The organism is Amycolatopsis vastitatis, assembly GCF_002234595.1.
Taxonomy (GTDB): domain Bacteria; phylum Actinomycetota; class Actinomycetes; order Mycobacteriales; family Pseudonocardiaceae; genus Amycolatopsis; species Amycolatopsis vastitatis.
Genome location: NZ_NMUL01000005.1, coordinates 139,768 through 155,145 on the forward strand (window position 1 = coordinate 139,768; position 15,378 = coordinate 155,145).

The 15,378-nt window shown below is 71.1% G+C and carries 19 protein-coding genes; 6 read left to right on the forward strand and 13 right to left on the reverse strand.

The annotated features are described in order from the left end of the window. Window positions 1–9: 9 nt before the first annotated feature. Complete coding sequence (locus CF165_RS04220; RefSeq protein WP_093946077.1) at window positions 10–204, reverse strand: DUF3073 domain-containing protein; 195 nt, start codon at window positions 202–204, stop codon at window positions 10–12. 207 nt (window positions 205–411) lie between these two features. Here CF165_RS04220 and CF165_RS04225 point away from each other — a divergent pair, with 207 nt between their 5' ends. Then, window positions 412–1,308: a DUF8083 family protein gene (locus tag CF165_RS04225; RefSeq protein ID WP_167441350.1), complete on the forward strand. Its 897-nt coding sequence runs from the start codon at window positions 412–414 to the stop codon at window positions 1,306–1,308. 81 nt (window positions 1,309–1,389) lie between these two features. On the opposite strand, the gene CF165_RS04230 is transcribed toward CF165_RS04225, so the two are convergent. Genes CF165_RS04230 through ygfZ form a run of 3 tightly spaced genes read right to left on the reverse strand, consistent with a single transcriptional unit; the run spans window position 1,390 to window position 4,071 of the window. Then, window positions 1,390–2,325: an asparaginase gene (locus CF165_RS04230; protein WP_093946078.1), complete on the reverse strand. Its 936-nt coding sequence runs from the start codon at window positions 2,323–2,325 to the stop codon at window positions 1,390–1,392. After that, window positions 2,322–2,882 (reverse strand): RsiG family protein, encoded by a 561-nt coding sequence (locus tag CF165_RS04235; protein WP_093946079.1) that lies wholly within the window; start codon window positions 2,880–2,882, stop codon window positions 2,322–2,324. The genes CF165_RS04230 and CF165_RS04235 overlap by 4 nt, the downstream gene beginning before the upstream one ends. Window positions 2,883–2,931: 49 nt before the next feature. Then, window positions 2,932–4,071 carry a CAF17-like 4Fe-4S cluster assembly/insertion protein YgfZ gene (gene ygfZ / locus CF165_RS04240; RefSeq protein WP_093946080.1) on the reverse strand — a complete coding sequence of 380 codons (1,140 nt, stop codon included), beginning with the start codon at window positions 4,069–4,071 and terminating at the stop codon, window positions 2,932–2,934. A 31-nt stretch (window positions 4,072–4,102) separates the two neighbouring features. Here ygfZ and CF165_RS04245 point away from each other — a divergent pair, with 31 nt between their 5' ends. Then, window positions 4,103–4,951: an aminodeoxychorismate lyase gene (locus CF165_RS04245; protein WP_093946081.1), complete on the forward strand. Its 849-nt coding sequence runs from the start codon at window positions 4,103–4,105 to the stop codon at window positions 4,949–4,951. Here the strand turns inward: CF165_RS04245 and CF165_RS04250 are convergent. From CF165_RS04250 to CF165_RS04290, 9 genes are all read right to left on the reverse strand, one after another. After that, window positions 4,930–5,355: a hypothetical protein gene (locus CF165_RS04250; RefSeq protein WP_205660761.1), complete on the reverse strand. Its 426-nt coding sequence runs from the start codon at window positions 5,353–5,355 to the stop codon at window positions 4,930–4,932. The genes CF165_RS04245 and CF165_RS04250 overlap by 22 nt on opposite strands. A gap of 98 nt (window positions 5,356–5,453) precedes the next feature. Next, window positions 5,454–6,302, reverse strand: coding sequence for a 5-oxoprolinase subunit C family protein (locus CF165_RS04255; protein ID WP_205660762.1), 849 nt, complete (start codon window positions 6,300–6,302; stop codon window positions 5,454–5,456). Then, window positions 6,299–6,895, reverse strand: a complete 597-nt coding sequence (pxpB, locus tag CF165_RS04260) for a 5-oxoprolinase subunit PxpB (protein ID WP_093946082.1) — start codon at window positions 6,893–6,895, stop codon at window positions 6,299–6,301. The genes CF165_RS04255 and pxpB overlap by 4 nt, the downstream gene beginning before the upstream one ends. Window positions 6,896–6,899: 4 nt before the next feature. Continuing rightward, on the reverse strand, window positions 6,900–7,514 hold the full coding sequence (locus CF165_RS04265) for a heme-binding beta-barrel domain-containing protein (RefSeq protein ID WP_093946083.1): 615 nt from the start codon (window positions 7,512–7,514) through the stop codon (window positions 6,900–6,902). A 232-nt stretch (window positions 7,515–7,746) separates the two neighbouring features. Beyond that, the gene (locus CF165_RS04270) at window positions 7,747–8,058 is read right to left on the reverse strand and encodes a DUF1416 domain-containing protein (protein WP_167441351.1); all 312 of its coding nucleotides are present in this window, start codon (window positions 8,056–8,058) and stop codon (window positions 7,747–7,749) included. After that, entirely contained in the window at window positions 8,058–8,894 is an 837-nt protein-coding gene (locus CF165_RS04275; RefSeq protein WP_093946085.1) for a sulfurtransferase, read from the reverse strand. The genes CF165_RS04270 and CF165_RS04275 overlap by 1 nt, the downstream gene beginning before the upstream one ends. An 88-nt stretch (window positions 8,895–8,982) precedes the next feature. Next, the gene (locus CF165_RS04280) at window positions 8,983–9,414 is read right to left on the reverse strand and encodes a DUF4395 domain-containing protein (protein ID WP_093946086.1); all 432 of its coding nucleotides are present in this window, start codon (window positions 9,412–9,414) and stop codon (window positions 8,983–8,985) included. A gap of 265 nt (window positions 9,415–9,679) precedes the next feature. Beyond that, a complete protein-coding gene (locus CF165_RS04285; protein ID WP_093946087.1) occupies window positions 9,680–10,105 on the reverse strand; it encodes a TlpA family protein disulfide reductase in 426 nt (141 codons plus the stop codon). 10 nt (window positions 10,106–10,115) lie between these two features. Then, on the reverse strand, window positions 10,116–11,015 hold the full coding sequence (locus CF165_RS04290) for an LmeA family phospholipid-binding protein (protein WP_093946088.1): 900 nt from the start codon (window positions 11,013–11,015) through the stop codon (window positions 10,116–10,118). 152 nt (window positions 11,016–11,167) lie between these two features. Between CF165_RS04290 and CF165_RS04295 the strand changes: the two genes are divergently transcribed. The 4 genes from CF165_RS04295 to pstC all read left to right on the forward strand — a co-directional run bounded on the left by CF165_RS04295 (window position 11,168) and on the right by pstC (window position 15,376). Then, a complete protein-coding gene (locus CF165_RS04295; protein WP_167441352.1) occupies window positions 11,168–11,926 on the forward strand; it encodes a winged helix-turn-helix transcriptional regulator in 759 nt (252 codons plus the stop codon). Between the two features lie 70 nt (window positions 11,927–11,996). After that, on the forward strand, window positions 11,997–12,902 hold the full coding sequence (gene mshD, locus CF165_RS04300; RefSeq protein WP_093946090.1) for a mycothiol synthase: 906 nt from the start codon (window positions 11,997–11,999) through the stop codon (window positions 12,900–12,902). 225 nt (window positions 12,903–13,127) lie between these two features. Then, window positions 13,128–14,258: a phosphate ABC transporter substrate-binding protein PstS gene (pstS, locus tag CF165_RS04305; RefSeq protein WP_093946091.1), complete on the forward strand. Its 1,131-nt coding sequence runs from the start codon at window positions 13,128–13,130 to the stop codon at window positions 14,256–14,258. Window positions 14,259–14,455: 197 nt separating this feature from the next. Further along, window positions 14,456–15,376: a phosphate ABC transporter permease subunit PstC gene (pstC, locus tag CF165_RS04310; protein WP_093946401.1), complete on the forward strand. Its 921-nt coding sequence runs from the start codon at window positions 14,456–14,458 to the stop codon at window positions 15,374–15,376. The last annotated feature ends 2 nt before the right edge of the window (window positions 15,377–15,378 follow it).

Genomic DNA, 15,378 nt, shown 5'->3' on the forward strand with positions numbered 1-15,378 from the left:
TACGCGTGCTCAACGACGGTACTCGTCGTACCCGTCGTCGTACGGGTCCTCATACCGGCTGTCGGACTCCTCGGGGTGATGATGATCATTCGAGGAGTTACTCGACAGCTCGCGCTGCAAAGCATCGAAGTCGGTCTCGTGCGAGCTGTACTTGAGCTCACGCGCCACCTTCGTCTGCTTGGCCTTAGCCCGGCCGCGCCCCATGGCTCGACCCCCTCGCACAGGGGCGGGGCGGCCGGGGGAATCGGCGGCCCCGCATCGTCTCGACAATTCTTTCCTGCTCACACCGTACCGTGTCCGGGGGGTTGGATGCGACGTGGCACGGTGTGCCGGAGCCGACAGTGTTCGCCGGACACCGGTTACCGGCCGGTCGGTGGCGATCGGCGCAGGTAAACGTGCCACGATCTACCCGTGCTCCGTCCCTTCGTGGCTTACTTGCGGGTGTACGAACCGCTGCTCGCCCTGGGCGACCCGCCGGACGAACGGCTGTGCGCGGCCGCCTCGGCGGCCAAGCTGCGGCGGACGGACGCGGGCGCGCGCGAGCAGGCCATGTGGCTCAAGTCACAGGTGGCCGCGCCGCGGCGGCTGTTGCCCGCCGAGCTCGCCGACGGCCGTCCCGCGCCGAGCCTGCTGACCGACGTCCTGGTGCTCGACGCCGAAGAGGTGCCCGGTGGCAAGGCCGAAAACGGGCCGCTGGTCTGCCCGCTCGAGCTGCGGGCCCGCTCGGCCGCCGCGCTGGTCACCTTCCTCGGCGACGCGCACCCGGCGCTGAAGAACGTCGTCCTCGACGAAGGCGGCTTCACCCAGGAGACGATCCGCGGCCGGACCAAGTCGGCCATGGCGGACCTGAGCACGACGGCGGCGCACACGCTCTCCACCACCTGGACCGTTCCCCTGCCGTGGTTCGTGCTGATCGAGCCGGACGAACGCCGGCTGGTGCTCGGCCGCGGCCGCGACGACCCGCAGCGGGAACTGTCCTGGCGCGCCACGCTCGCCGACGCCCAGCACCGGGCGCGCGAGGCCGGTGACCTGCTGGAACAGACCTTCGGCGACTCCGGGCCGGGGCGCGTGCTCTTCGAGACCCGGCGGTGGCTGGACAGCTTCCACCCGGACTCCGTCGTCGAGCTGGACTACGGCGGCCTCGTGCAGCTCTTCGCCGACCCGGTCCTGGAGGCCGACAACACGGCCGACGAGGTCCACGACATCCTGGACGCGCTGCGCTCCGGCAACGTCGAGGAGCTGGCCGAACTGTTCTCCGACCTGCGGGAGTTCTGGGGCGACCTGGCCGCCCGCGAACGCTCGAACTAGCGACGGCGACCGGGCCCGCGGACTTCGGCACCCGGAACCGTCGGTGCCTGCCGGTAACGTGGAAAACGGGGGCTGCTCAGCTCAGCCACGCAGCTCCGGCACCCGTACTTCGCCCACCGGGCGGCCGCCACCCGAGACGACAGGGTGGGCGAGGGCTTCGAGGCCGGACACGTCGGCTCCCAGGTACCGCAGCGCCTCCACCGCCAGCGGTGCGCAGGCCCGCTTGGTGCCGTCGTCGATCTTGATGGCCACCGCGAAGCCGTCCGGCAGGGCGAAGGCCTGGACTCCCTCGGCGCCGGCTTTCGCGACCAGACCGTCCACGGCGGACATCAGCTCGGTGTCCTCGCGCCCGGTGCCCGCGACCAGCCACGGGTGCGCGCGCATCGCCGACGCCACCGTCCGCAATGGCCCGTCCGAAGCGAGAGCGACGCGGCCGAACGCCCTGGCCAGCCCGGTCAGCGAGAACGCGAACAGCGGCGCGCCGCAGCCGTCCACGCCCGTGTGGGCGATCGGCTCGCCCGTCAGCTCCTCGACGGCCGAAGCGATCGCCTGCTGGAGCGGGTGGTCCGGTGCCTCGTAGCCCGCGGTCGGCCGGCCCGCCTGGACGCACGTGGTGAGCATCGCCGCGTGCTTGCCGGAGCAGTTCATCGTCACGCGCCGCGGCTCGGCGGCGTCGCGCATGCTCGGCACGTGGAGCGGGAAGTCCGGCGGGCACGCGAGGTCGTCCTCGGCCAGGCCGGCCGCCCGCAGCAGTTCGAGGACGCGCTTGACGTGCCCCGGCTCGCCGGAGTGGGACGCGCAGGCCAGCGCCAGGTCCTCGCCCGTGAAGTCCAGCCCCGCCCGGAGCATGCCGACGGCCTGCAGTGGCTTGTTCGACGAGCGCGGGAAGACCGGCGAAACCACGTCGCCGAGCGCGAGCCGCGCTTCGCCTTCGGGACCGGTGACCACGAGCGCGCCGCGGTGGACGCTTTCGACGAAGCCGGATCGGACGACTTCGGCGAGCACGGGGTTGGTCACTCGGCGCGGCCTTCGTTCTCCAGCAGCTCGTCCACAGTGGCCGAACCCTGCTGGTAGCGCTTCGCGATCTCGGCGTTGAGCGTGTCCATCACGCCCTGGACTTCGCGGCGGAAGGACGACACCGACAGCTCTTCGCTCGCGTAGGTGTCCAAAGCGGAGGCGAGCTTCTCGTCCGAGAGGGACTCGACGTCGGTCAGGTCGGTGTCGCCGATCAGGGCTTCGGCGTGCCGCCGGTGCTCGCCGGCCCGCGACGGCTCCAGCTGCTGGTGACGTCCCGAGCCCGCGGCCGGGCCCAGCGCGTTGTCGGCGAGGATCGTGGCCAGCTGGTCGACGATGCTCGCCTCGCCGCCGGAGCTGCGCCGCGCCTGCTCCGCGCGCACGATGTCGATCCGGGCGTGCAGGAGACGGCGCAGGTAGGACAGGTCGGTTTCTTCCTGGGCCGCTTCGTCGCGCCGCTCGCGCAGCACCTTCAGCGGCAGCTCACTCAAGCCGCTGAGGTATCCCGGGCCGAGCACGCGGTCGATCCGCCGCCTGCCGCCGGGCCGCACTTCGATCACAGCGCAGTTTATCCCGGTTGAGCGTGATCTCGCTGTCAGGGGCTTTCGATCAGCCACGAAGTCGGGCCGCCGCCGTACGCCCCGGTGCGGGTTGTTCCGAAGGCACGGAGTCGGGGTCGATCGCCGCCTGGACGAGGTTGTCCTCCGAGCCGGTCAGCAGCTCCGCGCCCACCGGCGTCGACCGCTTGATCAGGGCCAGCGCGATCGGGCCGAGCTCGTGGTGCTGGATCACGGTGCCGATCCGGCCGACCGTCCGGCCGTCCAGCAGCACGGGGTCGCCGGTCTCCGGCGTGACCTCCGGCGAGCCGTCGAGGTGCAGCAGGAGCAGGTTCCGCGGCGGACGGCCGACGTTGTGGACCTTCGACACCGTCTCCTGGCCGCGGTAACAGCCCTTCGCCACGTGCGCGGCCGAGCCGACCCAGCCCATCTCGTGCGGGATGGCGCGCTCGTCGGTGTCGACGCCCAGCCGCGGCCGCAGCGACTCGACGCGCAGCGCGTCGAACACCCAGCTGCCGGCCGCGCGGGCGCCCGCGTCGGTCAGGCGCTTCCACCAGTCCGCCAGCGAGGCGCGGGGCACGGCCAGGTCGACGCTCCACCGCCCGGGCCACGGCATCCGCCGCGCGAAGCCGCCACCCGGCAGCGCCGCCACCGCGTACGGCTCCGGGCCGACCTCGGCGCCGACCGCGCTCAGGACGCGCTCGGCGTCCGGGCCGAGCACGGTGAGCAGCGCCAGCTCGCCCGTCGCGTCGCGGATGTCCACCTTGGACCAGAACTTCATCGCCTCGAAGTACTCGCGCAGCGTCTGGGGACCGCCCTTGGGCAGCGCGCTCGTCACGCTCGGGCCCGGGTCGGTGTCGAGGTACACGGTGCCGTCGAGGTGCGCCAGCACCATGTGCGTCTCGACGCGGCCCTGGCTGTCGAGGACCAGCGCCTCGGTGCCGGAACCCTCGGCGAGCTCGGTCACGTGCTGCGAGATGACCAGGTGCAGCCACGACAGCCGTTCTTCGCCGGTGACGGCGATGAACTCGCGGTGCGATCGGTCGATCACGACCACGCCGCGCGAGGCCGTGCGCTGCTCCGCGAACGGGTCTCCCCAATGCCAGGGGACGCCGGCCTCGGGATGGGCAGTGTCCGACTCGGGCGGGGGGATCGATCCGGGCACGTCCAGCAGCGGCGAGCGGTACGGCATACCGCCCAGCCTAGGTGAGTACCGTGACGGCATGCGCGTGCTCGTCCTCCTCGACGGAACCCAGGCCGATCCCGATGTGGCCCAGATCAAGGTCGACGACCTCGGGCTGATGCGCGGTGACGGCGTCTTCGAGACGATCCTCGTCGCCGACGGCAAGCCCCGCGAACTCCGGCCGCACCTCGACCGGCTGGCCCGTTCGGCGGCCATGCTCGACCTGCCCGAGCCCGACCTCGCGGCGTGGGAGAAGGTCGTTTCGCTCGCGCTCGAAAGGTGGGCCGGCGGCCGCGAGATGGTGCTGAAACTGGTGTACACGCGGGGATCCGACGGTGATCCGGCCGCGGTGCCGACCGGCTTCGCCCTCGGTTCCGAGGTCTCGCCGGCGATCTTGCGGGCCCGCGCCGACGGCGTCGCCGCGATCACCCTGGAGCGCGGTTTCGCGCCGGACCTCGCCGAGCGCGCGCCGTGGCTGCTGCTCGGCGCGAAGCCGCTGTCCTACGGGGTCAACATGGCCGCGCTGCGCGAAGCCGGGCGCCGCGGGGCCGAAGATGTGATTTTCACCGCCGCCGACGGTTCGGTCTTCGAAGGCCCGACGTCGACCGTGGTGCTCGCGAAGGGGCGGACGCTCGTCACGCCGCCGCCGAGCATCGGCATCCTGCCGGGCACGACCCAGGCCGCGTTGTTCCGCGGCGCCGAGAAGGCGGGCTGGGCGGTCGAGGTGGCGCCGTTGACCGTGCGGGACCTCGTCGAGGGCGACGGCGTCTTCATGGCGTCGAGCGTGCGCAAGCTGACCCGTGTGCACACGCTGGACGGCGAGCGGCTGCCCGACTCCTCGGCGGTGTACGCCGAGCTGGTGGCGGCCTACGAGGCCGAATACGCCTGACCCTGGCTGATCCGGACGACGGCGGGGGCGACCTCTTCGGCGCGGTAGGCGGCGATCTTGTGGTGGCCGTCGATGATCAGCTCGCGTTCGCCGACGGCCAGCACCACCGCGACCGGCCGGTGGCCGGTGCGGATGGCGGTCCGGTAGTACCCGACGCGGGACTCGTCGGACGGCGGCCAGGCGTCGGTCGGGGTGAGCAGCTGGTCGTCGGGCAGACGCTCGGGGCCGCTCACGTGGTAGTCGCCGTCGACGAGCAGGTCGAGCACCGGCCCCAGGGTGGTGGCCAGCGGACGGCGCAGCTGCCCGGTGGCCAGCGCGATCCGCAGGGCCTGCGGCAGCTCCGCCCGCGCTCGCGTGTTCACGTCGAGGAAACCCGTGCCACCGCTGATCGTCACCTGTTCCACGCCTATGAGGACGGGTGACGGCGCGACATGGTTCCGGCCCCTACCCGGACGGGTGCACCGCGTGACCCGGCTCTCACCCGCGTGGCGGTACGCCTTGCTCAGGAAGGCCGGAACCGGATTCGGGTGCCCGGCCGAGCCTGCGCGAGGGCACCCAAGCCGGCCGCTTTGACGACGGCCGCGACGGGGTAGCCGCCGGTGGTCGGGTGGTCGGCCAGGAACACCACGGGGAGCCCGCTCGGCGGCACCTGGATCGCACCCGTGAGAACGCCCTCGCTGGGCAGCTCGCCATCGACGGCCCGGCGCAGCGGCGTCCCCTCCAGGCGCAGGCCGACGCGGTTCGACTCGGCCGTGACCGTCCACCCCGCCGACAGCCCGCCCGCCGGGTCGTCGAACCAGTCGTCGCGCGGGCCGAGCGTCACGGGGACGACGAGGTCGGCGGGCGCCGGAACTCCGACGACGACGTCCGCGCCCGCGGGAACTCCCGCCGGGACGCCGAGCGGGAGCACGTCCCCGGCTTTCAGCGGCTCGGGGCCGATGCCGGAGAGGACGTCCCGCGACCGGCTGCCCAGCACCGGCTCGACGGCGATCCCGCCGGAGACGGCCAGGTAGCAGCGCAGCCCGGCGGACGGGGTGCCCAGCGTCAAGGTCTGTCCGGCGCGGACCGGGACGGGCACGTGGGAGCCGAACGCGCGGCCGTCGACGGAAACCGCGACGGCCGGGCCGGTCACGGCCACCGTCGCCGCCGCCGTGAACCGCGCCGACAGGCCGCCGAGCAGGGCTTCGATTCCCGCGGCGGTTTCGGGGTTGCCGGCGAGGCGGTTCGCCAGCCGCAGCGAAGCCGCGTCCAACGCGCCCGAAGGTGCGACACCCAGGTGGGCGTAACCGGGGCGGCCCAGGTCCTCCACGAGGGCGTACCGGCCCGGGTCGAGCACTTCCAGGCACCTCATCGGACGCTCCGGAAGCGGACGCGGTCACCCGGCGCGAACAACGCGGGCGGGTCGGCGTGCGGGTCGAACAGCGTCGCCGTCGTGTGCCCGAGCAGCCGCCAGCCACCCGGCGACTCGCGCGGGTAGACGCCGGTGAACTCACCGGCGAGCCCGACCGACCCGGCGGGGACGCGGGTCCGCGGCGACTCCAGGCGAGGCTGCCGCAACGGCTCGGGCAACCCGGTCAGGTAGCCGAAGCCGGGGGCGAACCCGGTGAAGGCGACCGTGTAGACGGCCTCGGCGTGCAGCTCGACGACGGCGTCCGGGGAAACTCCGGCGTCCGAGGCGACCAGCGAGAGGTCTTCTCCGTCGTAGTGGACGTCGAGGGTCACTTCGCGGGACTCGCCCGGCGGTGGGTGCGAGAGATCGGCGTCCTCCAGCAGCGCCCGCACTGCCGCAACGGCTCCGACGACCAGCAGGCTGCGCGCGCCCGGCACGAGGTCGACGACGCCGTCGGGACGCGCCGCTTGGACGGTCGCGTGCGCCGCCCGCATCTGCTCCAGAGAGTCGCAGTCCAGCAGGGCCGCGTCCTCGCCACAGCGCCGCCAGCGCACGGCGTCAGCCGGCGACGCGCTGCAGCAGGGCCGAGGTGTGCGGCTGCATCTCCTGGCCCATCATCGCCCGCTCCTCGACGTAGCCGAGGGAGCCTTCGATCAGGCCGTACAGGCGCTGGGCCGCGGTGACGTCCTTGGCCGTGGCCGTGCGGATCACCGCGTCGGTGCCGAGCTCCCAGGACGTCTGGTTGCGGGGCTTGCCGTAGTACAGCTCGACGATGCCCGTGTTGTGCGTGAGCAGCAGCTCGATCGTGTCGTCGGGCTGCGGTCGCCAGAACCCGGACTCGCGGGCGGCGGGGCGGATGACGTTGCCGTCGTCGTCCAGCAGCCACGCGCGGGACTCGTGGATCAGGAACGGCCGGCCGTCGTGGGAGATCGTCAGCTGCTGCGCGAACTTGCGGGGGCCGTCGATGGTCGGGTAGCCGACCTCGCCCTCACCGCGCCAGACGCCGACGAGCGGCAGCAGCGCGAGGCACGCGTCGTTGAGGTTCGGCCCCTCGCGCAGGTTCGCGGTGTCGTTGGGGATGGGCAGGTCGTCCCACAGCGGGAGGTTGCGGGCGCGAGTGCTCTCCGCGCGCCTCTCCGCTGCCACGATGGCTTCGTCGCCGCTGGCCGTCATGGGTCAGCGCTGGTCCGCGTACAGCCGGTAGACGACGTACACGGCGAACCAGGTGATCGCGATGCCCGCGAGGACCAGCAAGGTCGTAAACAGAGCTTCCACGGGTGGGAGCTTAGTCCGCCCGGCCGCGGCCGGGCCTGCCCAGGGTCGCCGCGGTGAGCACAGTCACCCGCCCGGAAACGCCGTGAAGGCCTCCCTGCCGGAGCAGGAAGGCCTTCACGCGGAACGGAACTCAGGCGACGGAGATGGCCAGCTGGTGCAGGCCGGGGCCGTCCGCGGTGACGGAGGCTTCGCCGTTGCCGGTGCGGTGCAGGGCGCGGACCGTCCACTCGCCCGGCGCCGCGTAGAAGCGGAAGTCGCCGTCGGCCGACGAGACGACCTCGCCGGTGAAGTCGCCGCCGCCGTCCAGGAGCCGGACGAACGCGCCGCCGACCGGCCCGTTCGCGCCCGTCACCTTGCCGGCCAGCACGACCTGCCCGCGCGTGTCGTAGTCCGACGGCGTGGCCTCCTGGACCGGTGCGCCGCAGCTGTCGTCAACCGCCATCACTTAGCTCCCAACTCGACCGGCACGCCGACGAGCGAGCCGTATTCCGTCCATGAACCGTCGTAGTTCTTCACGTCCTGGTAGCCCAGCAGCTCGTGGAGCGCGAACCACGCGATCGAGGAGCGCTCGCCGATGCGGCAGTAGGCGATGGTGCCCTTGCCCTCGTCGATGCCCTCGTCCTTGTACAGCTCCTTGATCTCTTCCTCGGTCTTGAAGGTGCCGTCCTCGTTGGCGACCTTCGCCCACGGCACGTTCAGCGCGCCGGGGATGTGGCCGGGAACCTGGGACTGCTCCTGCGGGAGGTGCGCCGGGGCGAGCAGCTTGCCGGAAAACTCGTCGGGCGACCGCACGTCGACGAAGTTCTTCGAACCGATCGACTGGACGACCTCGTCGCGGAACGCGCGCAGCGACAGGTCCTGGTCCTGCGCCTTGTAGTCGGTGGCGGCGCGCTTGACCTCGTCGGAGTTCAGCTCACGGCCGTCGAGTTCCCACTTCTTGCGGCCGCCGTCGAGCAGCTTGACCTTCTCGTGGCCGTACAGCTTGAAGTACCAGTACGCGTACGCGGCGAACCAGTTGTTGTTGCCGCCGTAGAGGATCACGAGGTCGTCGTTGGAGATGCCCTTCTCCGAGAGGAGCTTCTCGAAGCCCTCCTTGGAGACGAAGTCGCGGCGCACCCCGTCCTGCAGGTCCTTCCGCCAGTCGAACTTCACCGCGCCCCGGATGTGGCCGGCGTCGTAGGCGGTGGTGTCCTCGTCGACCTCGGCGAACACGACGCCGGGGGTGTCCAGGTTCTCTTCGGCCCACTGGGTGGTGACCAGGACGTCTTCACGGCTCATGTGAACAGAACTCTCTTTCTGGGTCGGAATAACACTGCGGCGCGAAGCGCCTTCCGTTGAGGGTGGTGGCGGGGGCATGGATGGACTTCTAGGACGCGCGGGCGGGGGTGAAGCGTTTGATCAGCAAGTACATTTCGCAGCCGAGGCAGAAGCCGAAGGCCGCGTTGAGGAAGGCCGCGAACAGCGCGAACGCCGTCGCGACGATGCCGAGCGAGGGGACGTCGAGCGCGAAGCCGACCGTGCCGACCAGGGCGAACACGAACCCGACGGCCTGGGCGAACCGCAGCGGTGCCGCGTCCTCCCGCTCGTCCGTCGGGCCGAGGCGCGGGGCCAGGAGCGCGCGGTAGACGATCGAGTACGGCGCCGGCTTCAGCCCGACGAAGGCACCGATCGCGAACACGACGGTCTGGAGGGCCAGCAGCGGCCACCACTCGGTGACCAGCACGACCGCCAGGACGATCGTGGTCAGGATGGCGGCGAACCGCGGGCCTCGCGGGTCGACGGCCGGTCCGGCGGGCATTCGTTCCTCCAGCTGGAGCAGAGGGGGTGCGTGCGAACGGCACGCGTCAGCGGCATCAGGGCTGGCTGGGGACCGGACGTCGGTCAGCGCCGGTCGGACTGAGCGCGACACAGGCTGCTGCGGACGCGGCAGAGGTCGACTGCGCGTCGCTGCGTCAAGAAGGTGGTCAGCCCGGTCACGGGAGCGAGGGTACCCAGAGCTCCCTCAGAGTGGGAACCACGTTCATCCCTTGGGACGGTTCCCGGTTTCTGGGACAACGCCCTGGTCAGGGTGTCCGCGTCGTGAGATGGGGCCGCAGGGCCTCGAGCAGTTCGGGCCCCTTGGGGACGCCACGGACGCGCAGGAGCTCCCGGCCGTCGGGGGTCAGTGCGATCGTGGTCGGCGTCCGCAGCACGGAGAGGGACTGCGCGACCTCCGGCTGGTTCGTCACGTCGAGTTCGACGTGGTGCAGGCCGGCCGTCCGCTCGGCCAGCGGCGCGAGCACGGCCTTCGCGTGCCGGCAGGGCGCGCAGAAGGTGGTGGAGATCTGGACCAGCGTCACGGCGGACGCGGGGTCGAGCACGTCGGTGACGGGCGCGGGCAGCTCGCGGGCGGGTTTGGCGTCCCGGACCCGGCCGTTGCGCGCCCGCAGCAGCGCGCCGGCGGCCACGGCGGCCACCAGCGTCGCCACGAGCACCCACAGCCCCGTCACCGGCCGCTCCTTACTTGCTCAGGTCCGCGAACGACACGTTCGCCGCCTTGCCCTTGATCGTCACCGATCCGCTCTGCACCTGCACGCCGGTCGGGGTGACCGACAGGGGCAGGTCCTTCGTGTTGATCGACACGCCGAAGTTCGGCATCAGCGCCTTCTGCACGGCCGCGGGGACCACGGTGGTCTCCTGGTCGTTCCCGAACTGCAGCCGCTTGGGGAGGAAGTTGATCGTTCCCTTGGCGGCGTCGGCCTCGATCATCGCGAAACAGAAGATTTCCAGATCGCGGCCCGCGAACTGAAGGTGTCCCGAAATGCGGACACCGGTGCTCGACTGGTCCTGGTCGGCCTGGCCCTCGGTGGTCTTCGTGGTGGTCGGCGTCGGCTCGCTCTGCCCGGCGTCGCCGTTCTTGACGTACTCCGTGGTCGACGGCTCGATCCGGAGGTCCTTGATCTTGTCCAGCGGCGAGAGGCGGGCCAGGTCGGCCGCCTTGATGGTGACCGAGCCGGTCAGCTCGCCGATGGTGATCGCCTTCGTGTTGCCGTTCGTGATGTCGGACAGCGGCGCCTTGACGTTTTCGAGCTCGGCGTTCACCGCGACGTCCTGCAGCTTCTGGGCGACCGGGATGCCGGCGGCGGACACGCTGATGTGACTGTAGTCACCGCCGAGCGCCTGCGTGAGGAACGGGAAACCGTGGATCGTGACCGACGGGTCGTCGCTCAGCTGCAGCTGCGTGCGGGCCTTCTGCGAAATCATGTGCTCCGCGTACGCGGCGGCCCCGAAATCGGCGCCGACCAGCAGCAACACCAGGACTACCAGTGCGATCACCCAGCGGCGGGCACGGCGGCCGCGGCGTCGTGCGTCGGGCCTCGGTGCGGGTCGGTCGTCCCGGGTCACGGGCCTGCTCACCATCGCGTCCGTACTCCTGTTCGTCGGGGACACCCGGATTTCTCCAGGTGTGATCGATCCAGCAAGGGTTAGGTGCCCGGCCGTTCAGCCGCTATTCTCACTTAGCACCGACCAACGCCGCTGAGCGGCGACGACTCGAGAAGGCGGTGCGGCTGATGAGCCTGGACCTTCTGGTACTGACTGCGGAGGCCGACGCCACCTCGGTGCTGCCCGCGCTGGACCTGCTGCCGCACACCGTACGCGTCCGCGCTCCCGAGGTGACGGCCCTGCTCGACGCGGGTCACCGCGATGTGATCCTCCTCGACGCACGCAGCGATCTGGCCTCGGCGAAGAGCCTCTGCCGCCTGCTCAAGGGCACGGGCGAGGACGAGGCGGCCACCCCGATCATCGCCGTCGTCGGCGAGGGCGGGCTCGTCGCCGTGAGTGCCGAGTGGCGCACCGACGACATCCTGCTGCCCACCGCGGGCCCGGCCGAGGTCGACGCCCGGCTGCGGCTGGTGACGACCCGCGACGGTGGTTCCCAGCAGGTCGACGCCGAGCTGCGGGTCGGCGAGCTGGTCATCGACGAGGCCACCTACACCGCGCGTCTCCGCAAGCGCACCCTCGAACTGACCTACAAGGAGTTCGAGCTGCTCAAGTACCTCGCGCAGCACGCCGGCCGGGTGTTCACCCGCGCCCAGCTGCTGCAGGAGGTCTGGGGCTACGACTTCTTCGGCGGCACCCGCACGGTCGACGTGCACGTCCGGCGGCTGCGCGCCAAGCTCGGCCCCGAGCACGAGCAGATGATCGGGACCGTGCGCAACGTCGGCTACAAGTTCGAGCGGCCGGCCAAGAGCGGCGCGCCGCGTCCGGCGGGCGTGCCCGCGCAGGCGGCCGCCGAGGCCCCGGCCGATACTCCCGAACTCACGCACTGATCCCCCTTCCGCGCACAGAAGACGTCTCGCACAGCCGTCGCGTTGCGCCGCGCGCGGGTACGGTCGCAGGGTGAGCGGAGACGGCGAGTGGCGCCAGGAACTGGACGAGAAGCAGCTCGAGGACGTCCGCGGGCTGCTGCTGGCCGTGCGCGAGGCGGACGGGCGGCCCGAGGTCGAGCCCGGGGGCCCGCTGCCCGGCGAGTTCGACGGCGGTGAGCACCTCGTCGCCTGCGTCGAGGGCGACGTCGTCGGCTACGCCCACCTCAACACGACCGGTAACTCGTTCGGGCACCAGGTCGCCGAGCTGTTCGTGCACCCAGTCCACCGCAACCGCGGCTACGGCGCGAAGCTGCTTCAGGCGCTCGACGAGCGTGCCGCGGTCGGGTTCCGCGTCTGGGCGCACGGCGACCACCCGGGAGCGCGGCGGCTGGCCCAGAAGGCCGGCTTGGAGCGCAAGCGCGAGCTGCTGATCCTCCACACCCGCGTCGAAGGCGCGGACTGGCCGGAGCCCGTGCTGCGCGACGGCGTCTCGCTGCGGACGTTCGTGCCGGGTCAGGACGAGGACGCCGTGGTCGGGGTCAACGCGCGGGCCTTCGACTGGCACCCCGAGCAGGGCGCGCTGACCGTCGACGACGTGCGCGCCGACGAACAGCGGCCGTGGTTCGACGCCGACGGCTTCTTTCTCGCTGAAGAAGGCGGCGAGGTGATCGGCTTCCACTGGACGAAGGTGCACGAGCCGACGCCGGGCCGGTTCGACGGCGAGCGCGTCGGCGAGGTCTACGTCGTCGGCGTCGACCCCGCCGCGCAGGGCGGCGGCCTCGGCCGGGCGCTGACGCTGGCCGGGCTGCGGTACCTCGCGAGCCGGGGGCTGCGGCAGATCATCCTGTACGTCGAGGGCGACAACGCACCGGCTCTGGCGGTCTACACCAAGCTCGGGTTTGCCCGTCACGAAACCGACGTCCAGTACGGTCGGTGAACACGATGGACGCCGCGCGAACAGTCCGTCACGGTGCGCGAACGCGCAGGTCACGGGCGGGACACGGGCCTCTCTCAGGCTAGTCGCGCTCCTCACATCCCAGGGCTTGTTCACTTTCCGTTCATCCGGACAGGGGAGACCGTCCACCGGGGCTGCCTAATGTCCGGATCCGGCGCGGCAGCACGCCGCGACGACCCGGTCAAGCTCCTGATGGAGGAAACAGCAGTGAAGATCATGCGGCCCCTGAGCGCGGTGGGCATCGTCGCGAGCGCCGCCCTCGTGCTCGCCGCCTGTGGTTCCGACCCCGCGGCGACCAACAGCAGCAGCTCCAACTCCGCTGCCGCCCCGGCCGCGACGGGCACGGCCGACGTCGAGTGCGGCGGCAAGAGCCCGCTTTCCGCGGAAGGTTCGTCGGCGCAGAAGAACGCGATCGACATCTTCACGCAGCAGTACGGCAAGAAGTGCAAGGGCCAGCAGGTCAACTACAACCCGAGCGGCTCGGGCGCGGGCGTCAAGCAGTTCAACGCCAACCAGATCGACTTCGGCGGCTCGGACTCGCCGATCAAGGACGCCGACGCCGCGGCTGCCAAGGCCCGCTGCGCCAGCGACGCCTGGAACATCCCGCTGGTCGTCGGCCCGATCGCGGTCGCCTACAAGCTGTCCGGTGTGGACAAGCTGACGCTGACCCCGTCGGTGACCGCCAAGATCTTCAGTGGCGCCATCACCAAGTGGAACGACCCGGCCATCAAGGCGGTCAAGGGCAACGAGAGCCTGAACCTGCCGGACAAGGCCATCCAGGTCGTCTCCCGCTCCGACGAGTCGGGCACCACCGACAACTTCCAGAAGTACCTGGGCGCGGCGGCGAAGGCCGACTGGACCAAGGGTGCCGGCAAGAAGTTCAACGGTGGCGTCGGCAACGGTGCGCAGGGCTCCAACGGCGTCGCGACCGCGGTGAAGGCCTCCGACGGCGGCATCACCTACGTCGAGGGTGCGTTCGCCAAGGACGGCCTGACCCCCGCCCTGATCGACAGCGGCTCCGGCGGCGTCGAGCTCTCCTCGGAGAACGTGGCGAAGTCCCTGGACGCGGCCAAGTTCCTCAAGGACGGCACGAACGACCTCGCGCTCGACCTCAACGGCATCTACGCCAGCAACACCCCGGGTGCCTACCCGCTGCTGCTGACGACCTACGAGATCGTCTGCTCGAAGTACTCGAACCCGGACGTCGCGAAGGCCGTCAAGGCGTTCCTGACGGTGGCCGCGACCGACGGTCAGCAGCCGCTGTCCGCCAAGGGGTACGTGCCGATCCCGCAGTCGCTGCAGACCAAGGTCCTGACCGCCGTCAAGGCGATCTCCTGACCGGCGTTGCGACTGACTAACGAGTGATAGAGGCTGGTCAGAAGTAGCTGATGAGCGAGTCATCCTCGACGCGAACGCCCACCGGCGACCCCGGTGGGCGTTCGTCGTCCGCCACGACGCCCCCGGAGGTCCCGATTTCGGAGCAACCAGGCTCCCCGGCGGCGCCGCAGCCGCCCGCGAGCGAGAAACCGAAGAAGGTGCGGCCCGGTGACCGCATCTTCCAGAACCTGACCACCGGGGCCGGGATCTTCGTCGTCGGCCTGATCGGCCTGATCGGGCTCTTCCTGCTGATCCAGGCGATCCCGGCGCTGAAGGCCGACAAGGCCAACTTCCTGACCAACCACGGCTGGTCCACCAGCGATCCGGCGAACATGTCGTTCGGCATCCTCGACCTGCTCGAGGTCACCGTGGCGACGTCGCTCGTGGCGCTGGTCATCGCGATGCCGATCTCGCTGGGCATCGCGCTGTTCCTGACCCAGTACGCGCCGCCGCGGCTCGCGCGGCCGTTCGCGTACGTCATCGACCTGCTCGCCGCGGTCCCGTCGATCATCTTCGGTCTCTGGGGCATCCTGGTCTTCGCGCCGGCGATCGAGCCGTTCACGCAGTGGGTCAACGACACGTTCTCGTGGTTCCCGCTGCTGGCTCCCGGCAACGTCGCGCCGAGCGTGCGCGGCACGATCTTCACCGCCGGCATCGTGCTGGCCGTGATGATCCTGCCGATCATCACCTCGCTCTCGCGCGAGGTGTTCGAGCGGACGCCGACCCCGCACATCGAGGGCGCGCTGGCGCTGGGCGCCACCCGCTGGGAGGTCATCCGGACCACGGTGCTGCCGTTCGGCAAGGCCGGGTACGTCGGCGCGTCCATGCTCGGCCTCGGCCGAGCGCTGGGCGAGACGATCGCGCTGGCCGTGATCCTGCTGATCCCGCAGGGCAAGAACTTCGACTGGAGCCTCTTCGACGGTGGCGCGACCTTCGCGTCGAAGATCGCCGCGAACTACAGCGAGTTCAACAACGAGGTCTCGGCCGGCGCGTACATCGCGGCCGGCCTGGTGCTGTTCGTGCTCACCTTCGTCGTGAACTTCGCGGCGCGGTCCGTCATCGGCAAGAAGGGGGACTGAGC